Source organism: Actinopolyspora lacussalsi subsp. righensis, assembly GCF_900116555.1.
In the GTDB taxonomy this organism is placed as follows: domain Bacteria; phylum Actinomycetota; class Actinomycetes; order Mycobacteriales; family Pseudonocardiaceae; genus Actinopolyspora; species Actinopolyspora lacussalsi.
In genome coordinates, this window is sequence record NZ_FPAT01000012.1 from 30,205 (window position 1) to 52,806 (window position 22,602).

General features: G+C 68.7%; 14 protein-coding genes and 1 tRNA gene. 3 read left to right on the plus strand and 12 right to left on the minus strand.

The window, feature by feature from the left end; all coding sequences use genetic code 11:
- Window positions 1-53: 53 nt before the first annotated feature.
- Entirely contained in the window at window positions 54-1,238 is a 1,185-nt protein-coding gene (locus BM394_RS18545) for a zinc-dependent metalloprotease (protein ID WP_092980267.1), read from the minus strand.
- A gap of 174 nt (window positions 1,239-1,412) precedes the next feature.
- Window positions 1,413-4,100, minus strand: a complete 2,688-nt coding sequence (dacB, locus tag BM394_RS18550; RefSeq protein WP_245780287.1) for a D-alanyl-D-alanine carboxypeptidase/D-alanyl-D-alanine endopeptidase — start codon at window positions 4,098-4,100, stop codon at window positions 1,413-1,415.
- A 461-nt stretch (window positions 4,101-4,561) separates the two neighbouring features.
- Between dacB and BM394_RS18555 the strand changes: the two genes are divergently transcribed.
- Complete coding sequence (locus BM394_RS18555) at window positions 4,562-5,050, plus strand: inorganic diphosphatase (RefSeq protein ID WP_092628268.1); 489 nt, start codon at window positions 4,562-4,564, stop codon at window positions 5,048-5,050.
- A 272-nt stretch (window positions 5,051-5,322) separates the two neighbouring features.
- Here the strand turns inward: BM394_RS18555 and BM394_RS18560 are convergent, their stop codons facing one another.
- From BM394_RS18560 to BM394_RS18580, 5 genes are all read right to left on the minus strand, one after another.
- Window positions 5,323-5,778 (minus strand): hypothetical protein, encoded by a 456-nt coding sequence (locus BM394_RS18560; RefSeq protein WP_139235262.1) that lies wholly within the window; start codon window positions 5,776-5,778, stop codon window positions 5,323-5,325.
- Between the two features lie 280 nt (window positions 5,779-6,058).
- Entirely contained in the window at window positions 6,059-6,892 is an 834-nt protein-coding gene (locus BM394_RS18565) for a DUF4231 domain-containing protein (protein WP_245780288.1), read from the minus strand.
- Window positions 6,893-8,190: 1,298 nt separating this feature from the next.
- Window positions 8,191-8,655: an NUDIX domain-containing protein gene (locus BM394_RS18570; protein ID WP_092980270.1), complete on the minus strand. Its 465-nt coding sequence runs from the start codon at window positions 8,653-8,655 to the stop codon at window positions 8,191-8,193.
- 144 nt (window positions 8,656-8,799) lie between these two features.
- The gene (locus BM394_RS18575) at window positions 8,800-9,195 is read right to left on the minus strand and encodes a DUF3224 domain-containing protein (RefSeq protein ID WP_092980272.1); all 396 of its coding nucleotides are present in this window, start codon (window positions 9,193-9,195) and stop codon (window positions 8,800-8,802) included.
- Window positions 9,196-9,427: 232 nt separating this feature from the next.
- Window positions 9,428-9,504, minus strand: a tRNA-Thr gene (locus tag BM394_RS18580).
- A 103-nt stretch (window positions 9,505-9,607) separates the two neighbouring features.
- Between BM394_RS18580 and BM394_RS18585 the strand changes: the two genes are divergently transcribed.
- Entirely contained in the window at window positions 9,608-11,158 is a 1,551-nt protein-coding gene (locus BM394_RS18585) for a hypothetical protein (protein WP_092980274.1), read from the plus strand.
- An 8-nt stretch (window positions 11,159-11,166) separates the two neighbouring features.
- On the opposite strand, the gene BM394_RS18590 is transcribed toward BM394_RS18585, so the two are convergent.
- The 4 genes from BM394_RS18590 to BM394_RS18605 form a co-directional block, all read right to left on the minus strand.
- Window positions 11,167-12,411: a DNA polymerase III subunit delta' gene (locus BM394_RS18590; protein WP_092980276.1), complete on the minus strand. Its 1,245-nt coding sequence runs from the start codon at window positions 12,409-12,411 to the stop codon at window positions 11,167-11,169.
- Between the two features lie 21 nt (window positions 12,412-12,432).
- Complete coding sequence (gene topA, locus BM394_RS18595) at window positions 12,433-15,486, minus strand: type I DNA topoisomerase (RefSeq protein ID WP_175530168.1); 3,054 nt, start codon at window positions 15,484-15,486, stop codon at window positions 12,433-12,435.
- A 185-nt stretch (window positions 15,487-15,671) separates the two neighbouring features.
- Window positions 15,672-16,256, minus strand: coding sequence for a hypothetical protein (locus BM394_RS18600; protein WP_092980439.1), 585 nt, complete (start codon window positions 16,254-16,256; stop codon window positions 15,672-15,674).
- A gap of 409 nt (window positions 16,257-16,665) precedes the next feature.
- Window positions 16,666-19,089: a sodium-translocating pyrophosphatase gene (locus tag BM394_RS18605; RefSeq protein ID WP_092980282.1), complete on the minus strand. Its 2,424-nt coding sequence runs from the start codon at window positions 19,087-19,089 to the stop codon at window positions 16,666-16,668.
- A gap of 316 nt (window positions 19,090-19,405) precedes the next feature.
- Here BM394_RS18605 and BM394_RS18610 point away from each other — a divergent pair, with 316 nt between their 5' ends.
- Entirely contained in the window at window positions 19,406-21,769 is a 2,364-nt protein-coding gene (locus tag BM394_RS18610; RefSeq protein WP_092980285.1) for a DEAD/DEAH box helicase, read from the plus strand.
- 122 nt (window positions 21,770-21,891) lie between these two features.
- Here BM394_RS18610 and BM394_RS18615 read toward each other — a convergent pair whose 3' ends face one another.
- A complete protein-coding gene (locus BM394_RS18615) occupies window positions 21,892-22,515 on the minus strand; it encodes a bifunctional DNA primase/polymerase (RefSeq protein WP_092980288.1) in 624 nt (207 codons plus the stop codon).
- Window positions 22,516-22,602 lie beyond the last annotated feature (87 nt).

The following is a 22,602-nucleotide window of genomic DNA, read 5'->3' on the forward strand; positions in this document are numbered from 1 at the left end:
ATCACCGGCGAAATCCGCTCGGATGTCCGGGCACTCGCGGACGGGAAGCCCGATCAGCCGTGCACCCGCCGCAGCCAGGCGGGCGGGTCCGAGAGCTCGGCGCGGGTGGGCAGGTTGTCGGGTTCCTGCCATACCGCGTTGAATCCCGTCATGCCGACGGCGTCCACCACCCTGCGGGTGAACTCGGCCCCCTTGGCGTACTGCTTGATCTTCGCGTCCACCCCGAGCAGGCTGCGCAGCACCCGGTCGAACAGACCTCCACCGGCCCGGCGCTGGGTGAACCGCTCCCGGATCGTGTGCACACTGGGAACCACCCGAGGCCCCACCGCGTCCATGACGTGATCCGCGTGCCCCTCCAGCAGAGTGGAGATGGCCAGAATCCGGTCCAGCGCCGCACGCTGCCGCGGACTCTGCAGCAGCTCGACCACGCCGAGCATTCCGGGACTGGTGTCACTCCCACCCGTCCGCGCCGCCCGGAGCTCACGAGCCGCCGCGGGCAACCTGCCGAACAGCTCACCGGTGGAACCCTCCGTCTCGGTGAACAGTTCGCCGATACTGCGGGAGAAGTGCTCGCGCAACCAGGGAACGGCGTTGAACTGGAGCCGGTGGGTGGACTCGTGCAGACAGACCCACATCCGGAAGTCGTCCTCGGGAACACCGAGTGCGCGCTGCGCGGCGACGATGTTGGGGGCGACCAGCAGCAGCCTGCCCGGATCGCCCGACCCCGACTCCACGGGAGCGAACGGATCGTACTGGCCGAGAACCTTGGTGCCCAGGTAGGCGAGCACGAGACCGGCCTGCATCCCGGCACCACGGCTGTTGACGGCGGCCAGCACCGGATTGACCTCGTCCCGGTCCTCGTCCCCGGCTCCCGCCAGCGCGGTGTGGGTCAATTCGGCCAGCCCACGAGTGGCACCCCGCAACCAACCCGGTCGGTCCACCACGTCGCCCGGGGCCACCGGAAGATCGGCGCCCAGACCGGTCAGTTCCCGGACGTGCGTCTCCGCGCTGACGCTGAACTCGCGGAGCGCGGCGACGACGCCGTCGGCCTCGGAACGCGAGATCTCCGGACCGGGGCCGAGCAGCCTGCTCGCGGTTGCGACAGCGGTGTTCCAGTCGACGGCGTCGCCGCTGCCGTGGCCGGAGACGTACCCGTCCCGGCGGTGCTGACTCGGTCGGGCGTGCCTGGCCGAATCCCGACGTAGCGGCGCTGACAGCGCGGACGCACGAACAGTCACGTTTCCGACAGTACCCGTGCGAACATCACACGGCGAATCTCCGGTTCGCGCCCCCACCACTTCCAGCAGTCACCACTTCCAGCAGTCACGACTTCCAGCCGTGACGAGCGAGCGCCGGAAGCGGAACCGGGCACCGGCAAGGCGTGACGGGACAGCGGGCTCCGGGCGGCCCGCTCAACGACAGCCGCAGCTACGCAACGCGGCCGCCAATTCGTCGATCACCGGGCGTACGGAGACGGGATTCCGCCCGTTGGACAGGAACGCGAACGCCAACAGCCTGCCGTCCCGAGTGACGACGGTCCCCGCCAGGGCGTTGGTCCCCGTGAGTGTTCCGGTCTTGGCACGGACCCACCCGCTTCCCTCGGAGGCGTCGCCGTCGTAGCGCTCGGCCAGACCGCCGGTTCCGCCGGCCACGGGAACGGAAGTCAGCAACGGCCGCAGTCTGGCGGAACGACCCGAGGGGCTCTCGACGGGAGCGCTCGCGGTGCGCATTATCGCGCCCAGGATCCGGGCGGGCAGCTCGTCGGAGGCGGAAAGCCCGCTGCCGTCGACGATGTCGACACCGGCCAGATCGAAACCGTTCTCGCTCAGCACGGTGCGGACCGCCCGGACGGATCCGGAGAACGACGGTTCGTTGCCGGTGGTGATCGCGACCTGCCGCGCGAGGGCCTCGGCGAGCACGTTGTCCGAATCCCGCAGTGTTTTGCGCACCAGATCCCGCAGCGGCGGCGACTCGACCCGCGCGAGGGTGGAGGCCCCCGAGTCGACGGTGGTACTGCTGACAGAGCCGGTGGGAGCTCCCAGTCTGGAGGCGAGCTCACGGGCCGCGTCCAGCGCCGGTTCATCGCTGCGTGAACTGACCTTGCTCTTGGGGTCCTGACGCCCACCGTCGAGCATCACCGGCTGGATCGGGGCGACGTATCCCCTGTCCACATCCGCCGGATCCCAACTGTCGGCCAAGCCCGGTCCGCTGTAGCGGCTGACGTCGACCTTGACCGACTCGATGTCGCCGGAAGTGCTCGACCGGATTCGCTCCACCAGTTCGTCCAGCCCGGCCGCACCGGGATAGACCGAACTCTCCCCCTCGGGCAGCGCGGACAGTGTCGGATCACCGCCCCCGACCAGCACTATGCTGCCGGGTTCGCTGCCGCGCACGACCTTCGTGCGGAACCGGAAATCGTGATCGACAGCCAGCAAGGCCGCCGACGCGGTGAGCAGCTTGTCGGTGGAAGCGGGAACCAGCCCCCGGTCCGGGTTCCGCTCCCAGAGGGTCCTGCCGGACCTGGCGTCACGGACCACGGCTCCGAAGTCCCCGAGCACCGGGTTCGAGGCGATCTCTTCCAGCTTGGCTTCGACGCCCTGTTCGGTCGGTAGGGGGGCCGAGCCGCTCAACCCCTTGACATCGGGGCGCAGCGAGACCGGGGCGGGTGGATCGGCACGGGGGTTCAACACGTCGCCGAACCAACCGGAACCGCGGAACACCAGCACGGCGGCGAGCGCGATCACGCCGAGCAGGGCCACCGCCGAGAGCACGAGCGTCCTGCGGCGCCCGCGGGACGGCTGTTCACCGGAAGCCGCGGGAACGGCCTCGCCGGATTCGGAGCTGTCGCCGTCGGGGTCGCCGTAATCACCGTGATCGCCGTCGCCGTGATCACCGTCGTAGTGGTCACCGTCGTAGTGGTCACCGTCGTAGTGGTCGCTGTCGTGATCGTCGTGGTCGAGGAGTGCCGCGGTGCCGGTGGTGGGGTTCTCCTCGGAACCCCGGGCGGCCGGTTCGGCGGTGTCAGCGGGGTGAGCTGCCTCGGTACGCGGTGGGGGCTCGGCAGGCTGGGAAGTCTCGGCAGATCGGGAGGCATCGCCGGGAGGAGCGGTCCCTCCCCGGCGCGGACCGACCTGCTGGTCGGCCTGCTCGTCCCGCCGGGGCAGCAGCTCTTGCTCGACGGTTCCGGACTCGTCGTACTCCCCGTCCCGGGGAAACTCCCCACCCTGCGCGGATTGCGGAGACGCGCCTGGGGCACCCGGGGTCGCTTGCCCCCGGGCACGGTCGGAATCCTGCCGAGGAGGCCATGCGGAAGCCGTTTCCGAGCCGATCGGCATATCGAAATCGGCGGGAGCGGCAGGACGAGCCGGACCGGGAGGCCGACTACCGGTGGGAGCCCCCGGCTGTTCACCAGCGGCGTTCCCCGACCGGTGATGTCTCTGCTGTGCGGTGAATCGCTCGGTTCGCTGCTCCAACCGCTCGCGGTGTTCCGCCGGATCCGGTTCGGCGCGCGGCCACCCGGGGTCCGCGGCGGGAATCCGCGGCATCCGGATGGTCGGGGGATCGGCGGCGGGAGCGGGGCCGGGGTTCGGGACCTGCTTCGGGTCCCCTCCGGCCTCCCGGTCACGCTGGTCCGATTCCTGCCCGCGCCGCTCGGGATGCCGCCCCTGTTGGTCGGAATCCTGCCCGGGCTGGTCCGGCTCCTGCTCAGTGGGACGGATCGCGCTGAAACGCTGGGTGCGTTCGACCGCGGCGGGGTCCTGCTCCGGCCACTCCGGTTCCGAGTCGGAGGTCTCCGATGTCCGCTCGGTGCTCGCGGGCCGGGAATCCTGCTGTTGGGGATCCTCCGACTGGGCTTCCGGTGGCTGGGCTTCCGGTGGCTGCGCATCCGAGGGCCGGGCACTCTGCGACTGGGTGGAGTGCTGCTCGGGATCCTCCGCGGGCCATTCGAACGAGTCGTCCGGATCCGGGACGGTGTCGGACGTCTCGGCCTCCGGAAAGCCGTCGGAGGAGTCCGCGGGGAAGTCGCCGGTGGATTCGGCGGACGATGCCGCGTCGTCACGACCGCCCGTCCCAGCCCGTGATTCCTGGGGTTCGGGCAAGTGCTCCTCCTAGCGACTCTCACCGGCTCGCGAATGCGATCTCGCACACTGTGTGCGGCTGGAACGGCTGACTTGTCCCACACTAGTTGCGTCCGTGGGAGTGGTGGATGAGGCCACACCGGAAACGGTGCGGACCGCTGACCGAGAACCGCCGAGGGCTGTCGCCGTGCGCGCCGGCCAGGCCGGAACGGCCGGGCGGCGATCACGGCGTCGGGCACTCCGGCCGGAGCGGGCACCCGCTGCGAGCTGGGGTTATCCGACCCCGCGAGCGGTTTTCAAAGCCGGTTCCTAGGCTGTAGTCATCACTCCACCGGTGGTGGTAACGGTTCGGACACGATCCGCTCCGATCCGATTCCACGCCGGATGGTCCGCCCCAGGGCGGGCGATCGGGGACTCCCCGAGCAACGGCCGGGAACGGCACCATCGCCGTCCGAAACATCACTAGGACGAATGAGGAACGCGTGGACTTCGACGTCACGATCGAGATCCCCAAAGGGGAGCGCAACAAGTACGAAGTGGACCACAAGACGGGTCGTATCCGTCTCGACCGGACGCTGTTCACCGCCACCCAGTATCCGGCCGACTACGGGTTCATCGAGGAGACCCTCGGCGAGGACGGGGATCCGCTGGACGCGCTCGTGCTCATCCAGGAGCCGACCTTCCCCGGTTGCCTGATCAGCGCTCGCGCCATCGGAATGTTCCGGATGCGCGACGAGAAGGGCGGCGACGACAAGATCATCTGTGTGCCCGCCGACGATCCGCGGCAGGAGCACATGCGCGACATCCATCACGTGCCGGAGTTCCACCGGCTGGAGATCCAGCACTTCTTCGAGGTCTACAAGGACCTGGAACCCGCCAAGAGCGTCGAGGGCGCCACCTGGGTAGGCCGGGACGAAGCCGAGGCGGAGATCAAGAAGTCGTACGAGCGGGCCAAGGAAGAGGGCCACTGAGTCTTCGGACTCATCACCCGGTCGTGAGCGGTTGACCCGATATCGAGCGGGCACCCGCACCACTCCGGGGAACTCCCCGGGAGTACCGCTGTGGCAGCAGCCACGGGTGGCCGGACCACGCGGCCGGGCGGCCGGTGCGGGAAGCACCGAAGGAACGCTCCGAGCCGATGAGACAGCAGGAAGGTCCCCGCCATCGCTCGGCGGGGACCTTCCTGTGTGCCGTAGTCCCTGTCGTGAGTCCCTGTCGTGCCGTCGTCGCGGCGGGGGACCGTTCAGCGAGCGATACCGCTGACCACGTCACCGACGGGCAGCCCGGCGAGGTTGCTGCCGGAAGTCGGAGCGGGACGAGTCGAGGGCTGCTGCTGGGCCTGCTGGGCCTGCTGTGACGGGTTCTGCAGCATCTCGCCCGGAGCGCCGTTCAGCTGCTCCCCGTTGAGCAGCTCACCGGAGATGTGACCGTTCTGCACGGCTTCCTTGAGCGGGTCACCGTCGGCGGCCCCGGCGGCATCGCGGCCGGCCGTGGTGCCCTGGGAGGGCACGACATCGCCGATGGCCTGCTGCGCGGAATGCAGCGTCGCGGCGGTGTGGTAGGTGGTCTTGGCCACGTTGTTGTCCACCGGCAGCTCGGCGGGCAGCTCCGGGCCGTCCGCGGCGGCGGTACCCGCGAAGCCGATGGCGCCGACGCTTCCCGCCACCAGGGCGGTCACCGTGGTAAGAGTGCGTTTCATCGCCTTGGTTCCTCTCTGCACAGGTAACTGTCCCCCACGCCGGGCAAAGACTACGGAAATCACCCTCAACACGATTCAGCGAACCCTAGTAGCGATTTTCTTATACAGCGAGTAACGAAAATTGCTACACAAGCTCGAAAATACCCCACCACTAACACGATCGAGCTATACATTTTTATCGCGCACCGCATGAGAACATCCCGAGTTCTCGGGCCGGAACCAACACCGCATCGAGCATGACGCCGGGTCACGGATCGTGCTTCGGTCCGCGACCCGGCACCTACACGAGCGCGTCCGGCAGCATCGCGGGGCCGACCTGCTGCTGGCGTTTGGCGTGCTCGTCCAGCAACATCTCCGCCTCGTGGGCGAATTCCGCGTAAGCCGCCTGCTCGCTGTCGAACCGGCGATACTTGCCCACCCGGAGCTCTACCGAATGGTATTCACGTTCCAGCGCGTCCGCGGTCCGCTGCAGGTTGACCCCTCGTTCGCGGTACTTGGCAAACCCGGACAGTGCGGCGGTCAACGCGACCAGCAGGCTCGCCCCCACCACGGCCCAACGGACGTCGGCCATCGTGACCGAGATCGCCGCGATCACCGAAGTCACGATCGCGCCGGAAATGATCACGACTTGCAAGGTGTTGTGCACACGACGAAAACGCCGGGCCTGCCTGCGATAAGCACGAATCGCGTCGGGCAGGTAGGCCCGATAACGCTTGTGCGCCGCGAGCAGGTCACCGCCGGAGCCGACGTCGTCGAGCGACTGCTCACGTCGAGCCTGGTTCAGTTCGCGCAGTTCGATCGCCATATCGCGTACTTTGAAGTACTGCCGGTAGAGCAGGAAGGCCGACCCCACCACGGAGATCACCGGAATCACCGAAACGAGTGGCGACAACTTCCATCCCGGACCCCAGTCCGACGCGAACCAGCTCACGATCAACGCAACCAGCGCCACGTTGGCGGGAAGTGCCCACACCGCCAACAGGCGTCGTAACAGCAGCGCCCGGTGCACCTGTTCGGAGAGGTCCGCGATGCGTCGGGCGACGTCATCGGGATCTGATTCGGCGGAGAGCACACCTCCCCCGACAATCCCCGTGCTGACCTCGGTACTGCTCATCACACGATCCCTTCACGGCGTCACTGTGATCGAAATAGCTCAACAGCGTTACTGCAATCGGCTGACGGAGTGACGCCCAGAGTGGCCGAATAACGCTACGCATTCAGTCCCCCGCAGGGCGGCATCGACACCGTTCACCGGCAGTCACCGACCCGTCACATCATCCACGAGACGCCAGCCGCGCGGTCAGGCGCGTCACGGACACGGAGCACCCCCGGATGGCGAAGTTCGCACGGACACGGGGAAAACATACAATAGGTCCACAATGGACTTACAGTCCACGCCCGGATCGCCACGATGATGACGGCACGCCTCCACCCCGGCGACATCTCCCCCACACCCCGCCGGGCCACCCCACGTGAGCGGACCGTCGCACATTACCCACCCGAAGCGAGAGCAACGGAGTTTCCCGAAAAAGGCATCACTCAGTCGCTTTACCACACGAACAGATGACGTATTCGCCACCCGGAATGAATACGAGCCAGCAGAAAGCACGAGTCACACCCGCACAGGATCGCGACAATTCCACCCCCGTTCGAGCCACCAGGAAGACGTTTCGATCGAAACCGTCAAACCGAAAGGTGTCATATTACCTGTACAGCGAAAACGCAACCGCGCACCCCCGGAAACCGGCGGCACGCACCCGAACGAACCGGCAACGAAAAACGAAGATTTCCCAGCGCCCGAATTCGACCGGAGAAGCACCTAGCGCATCGAGAGCGGAGCATCGTCCCTTCCGACATCCCGGTCAGAATATTTTTCACATCCACCCGTGCGGCGTAGCGCGGAAAAACCTCATGTTTTCCGGGTGATCCGCCCCGCCAACCGAGCGGGAACCGAGACACCGGCGGTGGCGCACCCGCGGCACTCCCGCTCACGAAAGCCTCTCGGAACCGCAGCCGATCAGCCAATGACCACCGTGCAGGTGTCACTCGGTCGAAACTTCCCGGGGACCCCGACATCCGCCAACCACACCGCGAGCGGCAGCGGTCCGCTGTGCCGCATCCCGTCCGGCACCCACACCCGTACAGCCCCAGGAGATCGCGGTAGAACTCCACCGCCGAAGCGAGGTCACTCACGTGATGTTCGACCGTCGAGATCCGCATCGCTTCCTCCCCGTGAGGGTACCTACCCATGACTCCGAACCGTTCGGGTTCCACCCGCTCGATCGATCCGGTAACGCTGCGAACCTAGATCTTCGAGCACACCCGAAGTCAATGCCGCGGTTCCGGTGGAGACACGGCCGAATCACGCGGCGGAGACGCGTACGGCGGCGGGCGTACACAGGTGTGCGGCGATCATCCGAACACCGGCTCGCCGTGTTCGAGGTAGACGGTCCCACCCAGCTCACGTGCCGTGAGGGCCCCACGCAGCCTGCGGGCCAGCCTCGGGATCAGGTACTCGTCGAACTCAACCACCGGCACCCACTCCCAGTGGTCCAGCTCGTCGAAGTCGAGCCGGATGCGCTGTTCGTCCTCGGCCAGCTCCCCGCAGTCGAAGACCCAGAGCAGCTTGTCGGGCTCGCTGTCGGTGGGTGCCCAGTCCACGACCAGTATCCGACTCGGATACCGCCGAATCCCCAGTTCCTCGTCCAGTTCCCTGACACATGCTCGCGCCGGTGACTCACCCGGCTCCACGTATCCACCGGGGATGTCCCACCGGTTGCCGTAGGTCTTGCGGACGAGCAGCACCTCTCCGCCGGGAGCGACGAACAGCGCACCGGCCGCCATCCTCGAAACGGTCGTCCCGAACTCGTCCGCCATGGGCGAACCCTATTCGCCGAGGTGTCGGGATGTCGGTGCCGACACCCCGGTGGGTCCGCACTCGGGCCGGTGCGCCCGCTGCCGCTCTTCGATCGGCTCGACGACGGGAGGTCCTGTCGGGCACGTCGGCGGCGAGTGCTCGTTTCAGAGCGTGTACTCCAACCGGAGCAGTCCGTGCTCGAACTCGACGGAGCGACTCGCTATGCCGGTGAGTTCTCCGGTACCGGATGTGGGGACGATGGTGCCGTAGGTGCGCTGCTCCATCCCGTCCGCGAGCCCGCCGTGCTGCAGCACGAAGGTGCCGTGCCGACCGTCGAGCGAGCCCTCGAAGCGTTCGGAGATCACGTAGCCACCGCCGGAGGCCCCTCCGGCGGTGAGCACCACGCCGGTACCCGTGCCGTCGAGCACGCCCTGGTACCGCTTCCGGATCGAGACCCTGGACAGTCTGGGTCCCTCCGCCGGTTCGTCGTAGACGGACTCGTCCCACTCCAGAACCTCGAACGGGACCTCGACGGTACGGCTCTCGTGTTGCTCGATCATGGGCCGAAGCTATCTGTCGGCACCGACATCACGGGGCGTTCGGGACATCACGGGGTGTTCGGGAGAGCACGGGGTGTTCGGGAGAGCACGGGGTGTTCGGGTCAGCCGCTGCGGTGGGTGTCGATTTCTCGCGAAATCGCCGAGCGGGGGCGAGGAGGCGAAGCGGCGGAGCAAATCGAGCCGAAACGAGAACCGGCCGTCTCCCGCATCGCGGAAAACGGCCGGTCACCGGTGGAGCCGCCTAGGGGAGTCGAACCCCTGACCTACGCATTACGAGTGCGTCGCTCTGACCTACTGAGCTAAGGCGGCGAAACCGAGTACAAGTGTAGCGGGTACGTGAACGTCACCCGCAGGCCCCCGGCTCGTTGAGAAATGGAGTGATGACGATCACGGGAATACCGGAAGGTGCTGGATGCGCATACCCCCTGTCCACCGGATCGCGATCTGTTCCGCCGTCTCGTTCGCCGTCGCGTGTCTGAGCCTTCCCGCCGCGACCGCGCAGAGCACACCCCCGGAAACCCCCACTCCCTCCCCCGAGATCCCGGGACAACCTCCCGGCAGGAGCGAGCCGGAGAAGCCGGTTCCCGGGCCGGTGGTGGCCGAGGCGGGCACCGGCATCGGTCTGCTGCGGGTGCTGCCGAACGCGGTTCCGGGCGAGTCGATCCTGGACGCTCCCGAGTTCGACGAGCAGTTGCCCAGGCAAGCACTGGTGGAAACCGGGATGGGTCTGGCAACGGCCAAGGCCAACTCGAAGGCGTACCTCGCCCAGGAGCACGCGATCGCCGAGTCCGCACCGTTCGGATTCGCCGTGGGAGGCAACGCACCCGCGCTACCCGGCTCGCTGGCGCAGACCGCGATACCCGATCACGCCGAGCCCAGGACCAGAGGTCTGGAACCACCGTCCACCCCACTGGACAAGTTGCTCGACCTCGGCCTGCTGAAAGGCAACGTGCACGCCCGCTGGGACGAGAAGCTCGGTCCCTGCGTGGAACCGATCGCCGACGCCGAGACCACGTTGGCGAGTATCTCGGCGCTGAACGTGCTGCCTTCGCTGCAGAGCCGGGAGGACGAACTCGCCGAGAAGGTCTCCAGCGGTACGAGTGAGCTCGCCGCCGACGAGGCCGGGGCACTGCGCGACGGATTGAACCAACTGGCCGGACCGCTCGAACGGCTGGGGGGCCTGCTGGGAGGTGCGGGAAGCTCCGACGCGTCCGGTTCGGTGCTGCGGGTTCCCGAGATCATGCACGCCCGCTCCAACGTGCGACTGGTGGACGTGGCGGGGCAGGACAACAAGGCGGTCCGCTCCACCTCGCGGTTCGACGTCGCCAGCATCCGGCTGTTCGCGGGGACCTCGCAGGAACTGCGCATCGACATCGTCAGCCAGCCGACCCTCACCGCCACGGCCACCGGCGATCCGAAGACCTCCACGGTGGACTACAGTGCGCCGGTACTGCGGGTCAGCCGCGGGGGCGAGGAACTGTTCACGTTGGACGCGGCCAACCCCGAGTTCGAACTTCCGATCGGCATCCCGCTGCCCACCTCGGGCCTCGACTCCGACGTTCCGCTGGTCGGGCACTCGGACGAGTCCGGGGTGCTGGACATCGGCGTGCTGCGGCTCAGTCTCGGCGAACTGACCGAGCAGCGGGACGGGACCGCGGTACGCGCGGGGGCACGGCTGCTGGACCTGAAGATCCTGCCGAACGAGCTGCTCGGCTTCTCCAGCGCACTCGCCCAGATCTCGTTCGGCGAGCAGTTCGCCAGGGCGAACGCGCCGAAGGGCGGTGTCGACTGCTCGACCTCGACCCAGCCACCGACCACCACCCCACCGGCGCCCGGGGGCGACTCCCCGCCGCTGGCGAAGACCTCGGGGGCCTACCACGCGGTGCCGCTGTTCTGGACCGGAACGGCCCTGTTGCTGCTGGGCGCGGTGCTGGTGGCGGCACTGCCACGCCGCCGGGGGTGAGTCCGGGATCACCGGTGGAGTTCGGCGGCCAACGCCTCCACGGCGATGATCGGTTTGACGTTGCGGTCCAGCGCGGTTCGGCAGCGCAGCACCGCTTCCAACCGGCGCAGGGCGGTCTCGGAGGTCCACTCCGCGGCCGCCCGACGTGCCTGGCTCGCGAAATCGGGGTGGTTCAGCGGCACCTCGGCCCCGAAGCCGAGGGCCAGCACGTCCCGGTAGAACCCGGCGAGATCGACCAGCGCCAGGTCCAGCGCGTCCCGCTGTGAGCGGGTGGCGCGGGCCTTCTGCTTCTTCTCCAGCTCCTTCAGCGCCGCGTTGGCGCCCCTGGTGGCCGAGGAGGTCCCCTTGCCGGTGCCCCCGGCACCCATCGCGGTACGCAGCTCCTCCTTCTCGGCCTCGTCGCGCGACTGGTTGGCCTCGCCGGCCTCGGTCTCGGCGGCGCGGACCAACCCGCTCGCCTCGCTGAAGACCTCGGACAGCCCGCGCAGCCCGAGCGGGATGCGCAACACGGCCTCGCGGCGTTCCCTGGCTTGCTGGTCGGTGGCCAGCCGACGAGCACGATCGACGTGCCCGCCGCACACCGAGGCCGCCCAGTCGGCCATGGACCGCTCGACACCCTCCCGGTGGTGCAGCACCTCGGCGATCGCCTCCGTGAGCGGGGTGCGCAACTGCACGCCACGGCACCGGGAACGGATGGTCACCGGCACGTCGGCGGGATGGTCCGAGGGCGAGCACAGCAGGAAAACAGTGCGCGCGGGGGGTTCCTCGACCGCTTTGAGCAGCGCGTTCGCCGCGCCCTCCGTGAGCCGGTCGGCGTCCTCGATGAGCACGACCCGCCAGAGACCGGTGTTGGGTCGTCGGGCCGCGGCCTGCACCAGCGAACGCATCTCGGCGACCGAGATCGAGAGACCTTCCGGCACCACCGTGGTGACATCGGCGTGAGTGCCCGCGAGTGCCGTCTCGCAGGCGACGCACTCGCCGCAGCCGGCCGTTTCCGGGTCGGTGCACTGCAACGCTCCCGCGAACGCGCGGGCCATGACGGGATGTCCCGAACCCGGTGGACCGGTGAACAGCCAGGCGTGGGTCATGGCTCCCGTGGCGGTGTCGCGCCCCGCCAACCGGTCACGCGCCGCCCGAGCGGCCTCGCGCAGGGTGCGCACGGCTTCGGGCTGGCCGACTACCTCGGCCCAGATGCCCTCGGGCCCCCGCTCGGCGACGGCCCCGGCTGCCGGGGCCGTTGTCTCGCTTGCCATCGCCGGTACCTCGAAACCCGATCACGTGTTGGAACGGTCCGCGGCTCGCTGTCCCTTCGAACTCGCGGACGCGGAAGTCCCGGTCTTGGAACCGTTGCTCTTGGTGCCCGAACTCTTGGTGCCCGAACTCTTGCTCGTCGAGCTCTTGGTGCCCGTGGAGCTCTTGCTCGCCGAGCTCTTGGCGCCGGAGCCAGTCGACTTGCCGCCCGCGGACTTCTTGGCGGTACTCTTGCCGCCCGAGCCGCTGGTCCCGCTCTTGGTGCCGCTGCCCGAGGTGCCGGATCCCGAGGAACCGTTGCCGCCACCGGACTTGGAACCGCTCTTGCTGCCGTTGGAGCCGGAGCCACCGGACTTCTTGCCGCCCTTCTTGGCGGGAGCCTTGGCGCGTCGTTCGGCGACCAGCTCGACGGCGCGTTCCTTGGTCAGCTCTTCGACGCTGTCGCCCTTGCGCAGCGAGGCGTTCGTCTCGCCGTCGGTGACGTACGGGCCGAACCGCCCGTCCTTGACCACCAGGTTCCGGCCGGTGTCCGGTTCCTCGCCGAGCTCGCGCAGCGGAGGCGCCGCCGCCCTGCGACCACGCTGCTTCGGTTGCGCGTAGATGGCGCGGGCCTCCTCCAGCGTGATCGCGAAGATCTGCTCCTCGTTGTCCAACGAGCGCGAGTCACTGCCCCGCTTCAGGTAAGGCCCGTAACGGCCGTTCTGCGCGGTGATCTCCTCCCCCGTGTCGGGGTCGGTCCCCACCGTCCGGGGCAACGAGAGCAACCGCAGCGCGTCCTGCAACGTCACCGTGTCCAGCGACATCGACTTGAACAGGCTGGCCGTGCGCGGCTTGGTCTTGGTGCCCTCCGGCAGGATCTCGGTGACGTAGGGCCCGAACCGCCCGTCCTTGGCGACGACCTCGTGGCCGGTCTCCGGATCGGTACCGAGGGTGTTGCCCTCCATCGGGGTGGCGAACAGCTTCTCGGCCACCTGGGGAGTCAGCTCGTCCGGCGGCAACGCGTCCGGCAGGTTCGCGCGCTGCGACTCGCCGTTGCCCTCGCTCGACGTGGAAGCGCTGCGTTCGAGGTAGGGTCCGTAGCGGCCGACCCGGACGTAGACCGTGCGCCCCTCGTCGTCGGTGAACATCGGGATGGAGTTGACCTGCCGGGCGTCGATCTCCTCCACACCGGAGCCGACGAGCTTCTTCAACCCGCCCGCACGGCCGATGGAGTCCTGCGGACCGATGTCACCGCCGAAGTAGAACCCGTTGAGCCACTTGGTGCGCTGCTGGGCGCCCTCGGCTATCCGGTCGAGCTCGTCCTCCAGCGCGGCGGTGAAGTCGTAGTCCACCAGCCTGGAGAAGTGCTGCTCCAGCAGCCCCACCACGGCGAACGCGATCCAGGAGGGAACCAGCGCCGAGCCCTTGCGCCAGACGTAGCCGCGCTCCTGGATGGTGCTGATGATGGAGGCGTAGGTGGAGGGGCGCCCGATCCCCAGCTCCTCCAGGGCCTTGACCAGGCTGGCCTCGGTGTAGCGGGCGGGCGGGCTGGTGGTGTGCCCGTCCGGGTCGAGTTCGCCCGCCGAGACCCGCTGCCCCTCGACGAGGCGAGGCAGTCTCGACTCCGCGTCGTCGGCCACTCCACCGGCCTCGGAGTCCACCGACTCGACGTAGGCCTTGAGGAACCCGGCGAAGGTGATCGTGCGGCCGGAGGCGGCGAAGGTGCACTCCTCCCCGCTCGTGGCGGTGCCGGTGACCCGCACCGACATGGTCGTCCCCTTGGCGTCGGCCATCTGGGAGGCGATGGTGCGCTGCCAGATCAGCTCGTAGAGCTTGGAGCCGTCGGTGTCCAGTTCCGAGGAGACCTGGCGCGGGGTGCGGAAGTTCTCCCCGGCCGGACGGATGGCCTCGTGGGCCTCCTGCGCGTTCTTGACCTTGCGGGTGTACTGCCTGGCCTGCGCGGACAGGTAGTCGTTGCCGTACAGCTCCCCGGCCTGCTGCCGCGCCGCCGCGATCGCGGTGTCCGACAGCGTCGTGGAGTCCGTACGCATGTAGGTGATGTAGCCGTTCTCGTAGAGCCGCTGCGCGGTCCGCATGGTGCGGTCGGCCGAGAACCTGAGCTTGCGCCCCGCCTCCTGTTGCAGCGTGGAGGTCATGAACGGCGCGTAGGGCTTGCGCGTGTAGGGCTTCTCCTCGACGGCGGAGACGGTCAGCTCGGTGTCGGCCAACCCCTCGGCGAGCGCACGGGCACGCGGTTCGTCCAGCACCAGGGCGTCGCCGGTGAGCTCGCCGTCCGGGCCGAAGTCGCGTCCGGTAGCCAGCCTGGAGCCGTCGACGTTGACCAGCCGGGCACCGAAACCGCCCTGCCGGCCGGGCTGCTCGTCGTCGGCGGTGTGCAGCGTGGCGGCGATGTCCCAGTAGGAGGCGGGCACGAACCGGATGCGCTCCCGTTCCCGCTGCACGACGATGCGGGTCGCCACCGACTGCACCCGGCCCGCCGAGAGCTTCGGCATGACCTTCTTCCACAGCACGGGGCTGACCTCGTAGCCGTAGAGCCGGTCCAGAATACGGCGGGTCTCCTGCGCGTCCACCAGGTCGTTGTCGAGCTCGCGGGGATTGGCCGCGGCGGCCCGAATGGCGGACTCGGTGATCTCGTGGAACACCATCCGGTACACCGGGACGGAGGGCTGCAACGTCTCCTGCAGGTGCCAGGCGATCGCCTCGCCCTCCCGATCGCCATCGGTGGCGAGATAGAGCTCCTCGGCGTCGGACAGCGCCTCGCGGAGTTCCTCGACCGTGTCCTGCTTGTCGTCGGTCACCAGGTACAGCGGTTCGAAGTCATTGTCCACGTTCACGCCGAAGCGTGCCCAGGACTGCCCCTTGTAGTCGGCCGGAACGTCGGCGGCACCGCGCGGGAGGTCCCGGATGTGGCCGCGCGACGACTCGACCTGGTAGTCCGAGCCGAGGAAGGAAGCGATCTTGCGCGCCTTGGCCGGGGACTCGACGATCACCAACCGCCGACCGCCGGAGCTCCCGGTGGATGCCTTAGAAGCGCGCCCCTTGGCGCCGTCCTTCTTCGTCCGTGTCGAGCCAGCCACGCCTACCTGCTCTCGTCTGGAGGTGTCCGATCCGTCAGTGTGCACCGTGTCCGGTCCTGTTCGCCGTCCCGGGGAACGCACAGCGTGACACACGCCGCCCCGGTTCCGCGCGCTTCACCAGGCCGAACGTCCCCTACCTCGGCAGTGTTCCGCCATGACGCCCACGAGGAGGTGTGTCGAACGACTCACGGCGACAGCGGCCATGCTCCCCCAGGAGCGCCGTTCGGCGCGGGTCCGACGAGCTCGGCCAACCGAGTCAGGCGACGCCGGCCCACGATCCGCAACGCGGGCTCCGCACCCGGCGAACCGACCGTCCTGGCTGGTAGGCCCGCACGACCGAGTGACGAAACAAGCGGCCCGTGAGTCTCCGGCACGCTCGGATCCAGCCCGAGTAGATACCCCCCAGTGGTGGGGGCGCCCGCGATGAGCGTCCAGACGCGCAGCGCCGAACCATCCGGGTTGAATCCGTTCGGCACCGACTTTACCGCGCCGTGTAACCAACTCGCGGCCAGCTGGGTCAGATCGGCCCGGAACGAGGTCCGCAACAGTGATTCACCGCACTCGGTGCGGGACACTTCCACGGGTACTCCCCGCGCCCGGAACATCTCGTGCAGTGCGCGGGCCCGCCAGGACTCGGCGAGCACGACGGAGAGGCACGCTGCGGTGCCGCGCCCGAAACCGGTCACCTGGCCGTGGCCGCAGAGCAGGCCGGCCAGATCGGCGATACGAGCGGGCCGTGCCTCGGCCGAGAAGAACGAAAGCTGGCCCACTCCGGTGATCGTAGAGTCCCGCGCGCTCCGGGCGCCAGAGCACACGATCACCGGAACCGGGCCGAGGAACAGCCACACGGCTTCCGGGCGCCGCGATTTCTCACGAAATCGCCGCGCCGCTGGTCGAGGAGCCCTGTGTACGTGGGGCGGTTCCCCTCCGGAGAACGTCGATTTCTCGCGAAATCGCCGCGCCGGAACAACGCAGGGCGAACTCCCACCACGCCCGCAAGCCGCACTCCGACCATCCCGGCGGTCGGCACCGCCGCGGGTTCTCGCGTGCGGCTCTCGCGAGGAAGGCCCGACGTTGTGTAGGTCGCTACCCGATGTCGGGCCTCCCCGCGGCGAGAGCCGTGCGCGAGGTTCCGCCACTGAAGTAACCACGGAAGACGAGGTGGTCACGGTTCCGAAATCACTTGGCGCCGTTGACGACCTCGTCCCCGGAGCTCTCGGCGATGGCGGTACTCCTCCGCTTGGAGGAGATCACCGCCGCGGCTATCACGAGGAAGCAGGCCACCGCGATGGTGATCCGCAGCCCGAGCGAGGCGTCGACCCCGACCGTCACGGTTACCACGGCGGGCGCCACCAGCACCGAAACCAGGTTCATCACCTTCAGCAGCGGGTTGATGGCGGGACCGGCGGTGTCCTTGAACGGGTCGCCGACCGTGTCGCCGATGACGGTGGCCTCGTGGGCGAGCGAGCCCTTGCCGCCGTGGTAGCCGTCCTCGACCAGTTTCTTGGAGTTGTCCCAGGCACCGCCCGAGTTCGCCAGGAAGATCGCCATCAGGGTTCCCACCGCGATCGCACCGGCCAGGTAACCGGCCAGCGGCCCGACCCCGAGTCCGAAGCCGACCGCTATGGGAGCGAGTACAGCCAACAGCCCCGGCGTGGCCAACTCCCGCAGCGAGTCCCTGGTGCAGATGTCGACCACCCGGCCGTACTCGGGACGCTCCGAGCCATCCATGATTCCAGGCTTGGCGGAGAACTGCCTGCGCACCTCGTGCACAACCGCTCCCGCCGCCCGGGAGACCGCGTTGATGGCCAGTCCGGCGAACAGGAACACCACGGCGGCACCGATGATGACCCCGACGAGCACGTTCGGGGCGTACACCAGGAACTCGCCGACAGTGAGCTGAGCACCGATGGCGGCCAGTGCGCTGCCTATCGCGTCGCGGTACGAGCCGAACAGCGCGGTGGCCGCCAGTACGGCGGTGGCGATCGCGATGCCCTTCGTGATGGCCTTGGTGGTGTTGCCGACCGCGTCCAGCTCGGTGAGCACGGCCGCCCCCTCGCCCTCGAACTCGCCGGACATCTCCGCGATCCCCTGCGCGTTGTCGGCCACGGGACCGAAGGTGTCCATCGCGACGATCACGCCGACGGTGGTCAGCAGTCCGCAGCCCGCCAGCGCGACCGCGAACAGCGCCACCGATATGGAGCCGGACAGCAGGAAGGCCCCGAACACCGCCGCCGCGATGACCAGCGCGGTGTAGACGGCCGACTCGAAACCGACCGAGAAACCGGTGAGTATCACCGTGGCCGGACCGGTGGTGGAGGACCTGCCGACGTCGCGTACCGGCCTGCGCTCGGTGGCGGTGAAGTAGCCGGTCAGTTTGAGGATGACGACGGCGAGCGCGATGCCGATGATCACGGAGACGAGCGCGACCACCGCGGGGTTGCCGCCGAGGTCGAGGATCCGGGGCGGAACTCCGGTCAGCTCGGCGTACGAACCGGGCAGGTAGAGCAGCGCGGCGATCGCGCAGGCCACGGCGGATATCGCCGCCGAGATGTAGAAGGAGCGGTTGATGGCGACCAGCGCGCCCTCGCCGCTTCGCGCCCTGGTGATGTAGACACCGAGCACGGCGGTGATCACCCCGATGGCGGGCACGATCAGTGGGAAGAGCAGTCCCTTGGTGCCGAACGCGGCGGTTCCCAGGATCAGTGAGGCCACCAGGGTGACCGCGTAGGACTCGAACAGATCGGCGGCCATTCCGGCACAGTCGCCGACGTTGTCACCCACGTTGTCCGCGATCGTGGCGGCGTTGCGCGGGTCGTCCTCCGGGATGTTCTGTTCCACCTTGCCGACCAGGTCGGCACCGACGTCGGCCGCCTTGGTGAAGATTCCACCACCCACACGCATGAACATCGCCAGCAGCGCGGCACCGAATCCGAAGCCCTCCAGAACGCGTGGCGCCTGTCCCGCGTAGACCAGCACCACCAGCGCGGCGCCGAACAACCCCAGTCCGATGGTGGTCATGCCGACCACCCCGCCGGTGCGGAAAGCGATCCGCATCGCCTTGGTTCTGCCCGCGGTCGGGTCGTTGGCGGCAGCGGCGACACGCAGGTTGGCCCGCGTGGACAACCACATGCCGAGATAACCGATGGCGGCGGAGAACGCCGCGCCGAACAGGAAGAACACCGATCTGCCGATCCGCTGCGCCGGTGTCTCGGCCGGGAGCGCGAACAGCAGCAGGAACACGATCACCGCGAAGAACGCCAGGGTGCGGAACTGGCGGTTGAGATAGGCCGAGGCACCTTCCTGGACGGCTCGGGCGATCTCGCGCATCCGCTCGGGCCCCTCGGCCGCCGCCAGCACCTCACGGATGAGCACGTAGCCGAACACGAGAGCGGCCAGTGCGATGACCAGTACGATTCCGACGATCGTGTAATCGGCGGTGTCGAGCCGCAGCAGGGACGACGGCTCCTGGGCCAGGACGTGCCCACCGTGCGGCACGGCTCGCGGTTCCGCCGACGTGCCCGCGAATTCACCGCCCGGTGGCGCGGACCGCGGTCCGGTGCTCGCGGCCCACCCGGACCGGGCAACGTTGAGCAGGGACATTCGTCCTCCTCGGTTGTGCTCGGGTCACGTGCCGGAGAGCTTCGGATCCGGCTTCGGACACCGGTGTCACACCGAGGCGAGCGGTGCTGCTCCGCCCCGTACGCGGTATCCGCGACCCTTTCCATGCAAAGTGCTTCGATTCACTTTGTGATCTTCCACTCGTTCCGGACTGCGCATTCTTCCACCATGGATCGATCAAGGCATCCGGATGATCACCCGTTCAGGGGGACGGTGCGGCGACTGAAGCGATGGAGATCGGCACGGGCGAGTCAGCACTGCGCGCACCACCGACGGTCGGTTGTGCGAGGCTCGGAACGTGAGTTCAACGGGACGCGACCGTGCGTACGGGGCGGACGGCGGGAACCGGCTGCTCGACAGGGTGCTGGCGGGCACACCCCCCGAGCGGTCCCCGGTACGCCACGTCGAACACCTCGCCGAACGCCCCGCCCGGCACGGCGAATGGCCGGACTGGGCACCGGACCGGCTGGTGGCCGCGCTGCGTGCCCGAGGGACGGAGCGACCCTGGCTCCATCAACTGCGAGCGGCGGAACTCGCGCACGGCGGGGAGAACGTCGTGGTCGCCACGGGCACGGCCTCGGGCAAGTCGCTGGCCTACCAGCTTCCGGTGCTGACCCGGTTGGAGCTCGACAGCCGTGCCACCGCCCTGTACATCTCGCCCACCAAGGCACTCGGAACCGACCAGCTGCGTTCGGTCGCGGGGCTCGACCTGCCGGGGGGACGGCCCGCCACCTACGACGGTGACACCCCCAACACGGAGCGGGACTGGGTACGGGCACACGCCAGATGGGTGTTCACCAATCCGGACATGCTGCACCACGGAATACTGCCCCGACACTCGCGCTGGTCCCGGTTCTTCCGGAACCTGAGCTACATCGTGGTCGACGAATGCCACACCTATCGGGGCGTTTTCGGCTCCCACATCGCGCTGCTGCTGCGCAGGCTGCGCCGTGTCGCGGAGCACTACGGAGCCGCCCCCGTCTTCGTGCTCGCCTCCGCCACCGTCGCCGAACCCGCCGAACTGGGCGGCACCCTGACCGGCCGGACCTGTCACGCGGTCACCGAGGACGGCTCCCCGCGCGGCGGGCGCACCGTGGTGCTGTGGGAACCACCGCTGCTGGAGGAGGTAACCGGGGAGAACGGGGCACCGGTCCGACGCTCCGCCGGGGCGGAGACCGCACGGATCATGAGCGACCTGGTGATCGAGTCGGCCCGTTGCCTGGCGTTCGTACGCTCCCGCGCGGGGGCCGAACTCGCGGCGCTGGGGGCGCGGCGCTCCCTGCGGGAAGTGGCACCGGAGCTGGCGAGCAGGGTGGCCGCCTACCGCGGCGGCTACCTGCCGGAACAACGCAGGGAACTGGAGCACGAACTTCACTCGGGCGAGTTACGTGCGCTGGCGACCACCAACGCCCTGGAGCTCGGGGTAGACATCTCCGGGCTGGACGCGGTGGTCATCGCGGGCTACCCGGGAACCCTGGCCTCGCTGTGGCAGCAGGCGGGCCGCGCCGGTCGCGAGGGTGACGGAGCGCTGGTCGTTTTCGTGGCCAGGGACGACCCGCTGGACACCTACCTCGCCCACAACCCGGAGGCGGTTTTCGATCGCCCGGTGGAGGCCACGGTGCTGGATCCGGGCAATCCCCACCTGCTGCGACCGCACCTCGCCTGCGCCGCGGCCGAACTACCGCTGGACGAACGGGCGCTGGAGGAGTTCGGCGGCGAGACGGCGCGGGAGAACGTGACGCGACTGACCGAGGCCGGCGAACTCCGCGCTCGCCGGAACGGGTGGTACTGGACGGCACGGCAACCACCGCACCACTCGGTGGAACTGCGCGGCTCCGGTGGGCAACAGACAGCCGTGGTGGAGAGCGACTCCGGCAGGCTGCTGGGAACGGTGGATCCGGAATCGACCCACGGCCTCGTCCACCCGGGAGCCGTCTACCTGCACCAGGGCGAATCGTTCGTGGTGGACGAACTGGACCTCGACGAGGGAATCGCACTGGTCCACGCCGAGGATCCGGAGTGGAACACCTCACCGCGCGAGGAAACCGACATCGCGGTGCTTCGCACCCTGCGGCAGCTGCGGACGTCGAACGGACTGTCGATCAACCTCGGCGAGGTGGAGGTCACCTCCAGGGTGACCGGGTATCTGCGCAGGCTCCCCAGCGGAGAAGTGCTGGATCAGCTGCCACTCGACCTCCCCGAACGAACGCTGGCCACACGAGCGGTGTGGTACAGCCTCGACGAGGAACTGCTGGTGGGCAGCGCGCCGGGGGGCGCCGGGCTGGATCCGGCGCGCATCCCCGGCGCGCTGCATGCTGCCGAGCACGCGGCGATCGGCCTGCTACCGCTGTTCGCGACCTGTGACCGGTGGGACATCGGCGGGGTGTCCACCGCGCTGCATCCGAACACCGGGGAGCCGACGGTGTTCGTCCACGACGGACACCCGGGGGGTGCCGGGTTCGCCGATCGCGGTTTCGCAGCGCTGTTCCCGTGGTTGGCCGCCACGCGGGAGGCGATCGTGGCCTGCGACTGCTCGGCCGGCTGCCCGTCCTGCGTTCAGTCACCGAAGTGCGGCAACGGCAACGAACCGCTGGACAAGGCGGGGGCAGTGGCGGTACTGGACGTGCTGCTGGCCGAACGGACCGATGCCGCACCGGCTTGAGCGCCGGTACCGCCGGATTCTGTTGTGAAACTACCGGGTTCCGGGGCTGGTACCGAGGGAGTTTCCGCCACCGCACCCCGGTGAACCGAGGCGACGAGGCCTGTCAGCCCGTGGCGGCCCTGTCAGCCCGTGGCGGTGAGCACCCGATCACCGTGGAGCCGGTGCAGTCCGGTGATCAGCGCGTCCTGGACGTGTGCCGGTTCGGGGAGCCGCCAACCGCAGAGCCGCGGCTTGACCCGCCAGTGCAGTACTCCGTTCGGGAAGGTCGAGGGCGGCAGCGGCAGCCAACTACCCGCCGCGTGCAGTCGCACGCCGTCCGCCGCTGCCAGCTCCTCGGACAACCGCTGACCGGCCTCGGTGAAGAAGTACCACCGGCCGTGAGGGGTGGCCGCGATCGGCGTGGGGGTTGCCAGCGCGCGCAGCGCGATCGCGGCCCGACGTCCGAGGTCCGCGTTCACCTCGATCGCCTCGATCCCCTCCCCTGTGGCCAACAGCACGCTGTAGGGATGTGTCGTCCACCAGCCGGCGACGTCGTCGGCGTCGGCGCTCAGCAGCTCCCGCCAGTCGCGGCGCACCGGAAGCGGCCCCTGCCCGGTCTCATCGGTCGAACTCTCGCGGCCGACCCATCCGTCGGCCGACGGGTAGGTCCCCGGAAACACCGGCCAGCCGTGCGAAGCCAGTTCGAGGACCTGCACCCGCAGCTCGATCCGGAAGGCATTGCGCCAACCTTCCGCCGCCAAATCCATTTCTTACGCCTCCTTGTTCCGCGCTGGTACCTCCAAATAACGGCAAGCGAAGGCGTTTCGTACACCCCCGCGTCGACGACCGGTCAC

Coding starts and splice junctions, on each gene's coding strand:
- BM394_RS18560 (WP_139235262.1), bottom strand. CDS start 5,778: ATGAAACGCACTCTTACCACGGTGACCGCCCTGGTGGCGGGAAGCGTC.
- BM394_RS18565 (WP_245780288.1), bottom strand. CDS start 6,892: ATGAGCAGTACCGAGGTCAGCACGGGGATTGTCGGGGGAGGTGTGCTC.
- BM394_RS18570 (WP_092980270.1), bottom strand. CDS start 8,655: ATGGCGGACGAGTTCGGGACGACCGTTTCGAGGATGGCGGCCGGTGCG.
- BM394_RS18575 (WP_092980272.1), bottom strand. CDS start 9,195: ATGATCGAGCAACACGAGAGCCGTACCGTCGAGGTCCCGTTCGAGGTT.
- BM394_RS18585 (WP_092980274.1), top strand. CDS start 9,608: ATGCGCATACCCCCTGTCCACCGGATCGCGATCTGTTCCGCCGTCTCG.
- BM394_RS18590 (WP_092980276.1), bottom strand. CDS start 12,411: ATGGCAAGCGAGACAACGGCCCCGGCAGCCGGGGCCGTCGCCGAGCGG.
- BM394_RS18605 (WP_092980282.1), bottom strand. CDS start 19,089: ATGTCCCTGCTCAACGTTGCCCGGTCCGGGTGGGCCGCGAGCACCGGA.
- BM394_RS18615 (WP_092980288.1), bottom strand. CDS start 22,515: ATGGATTTGGCGGCGGAAGGTTGGCGCAATGCCTTCCGGATCGAGCTG.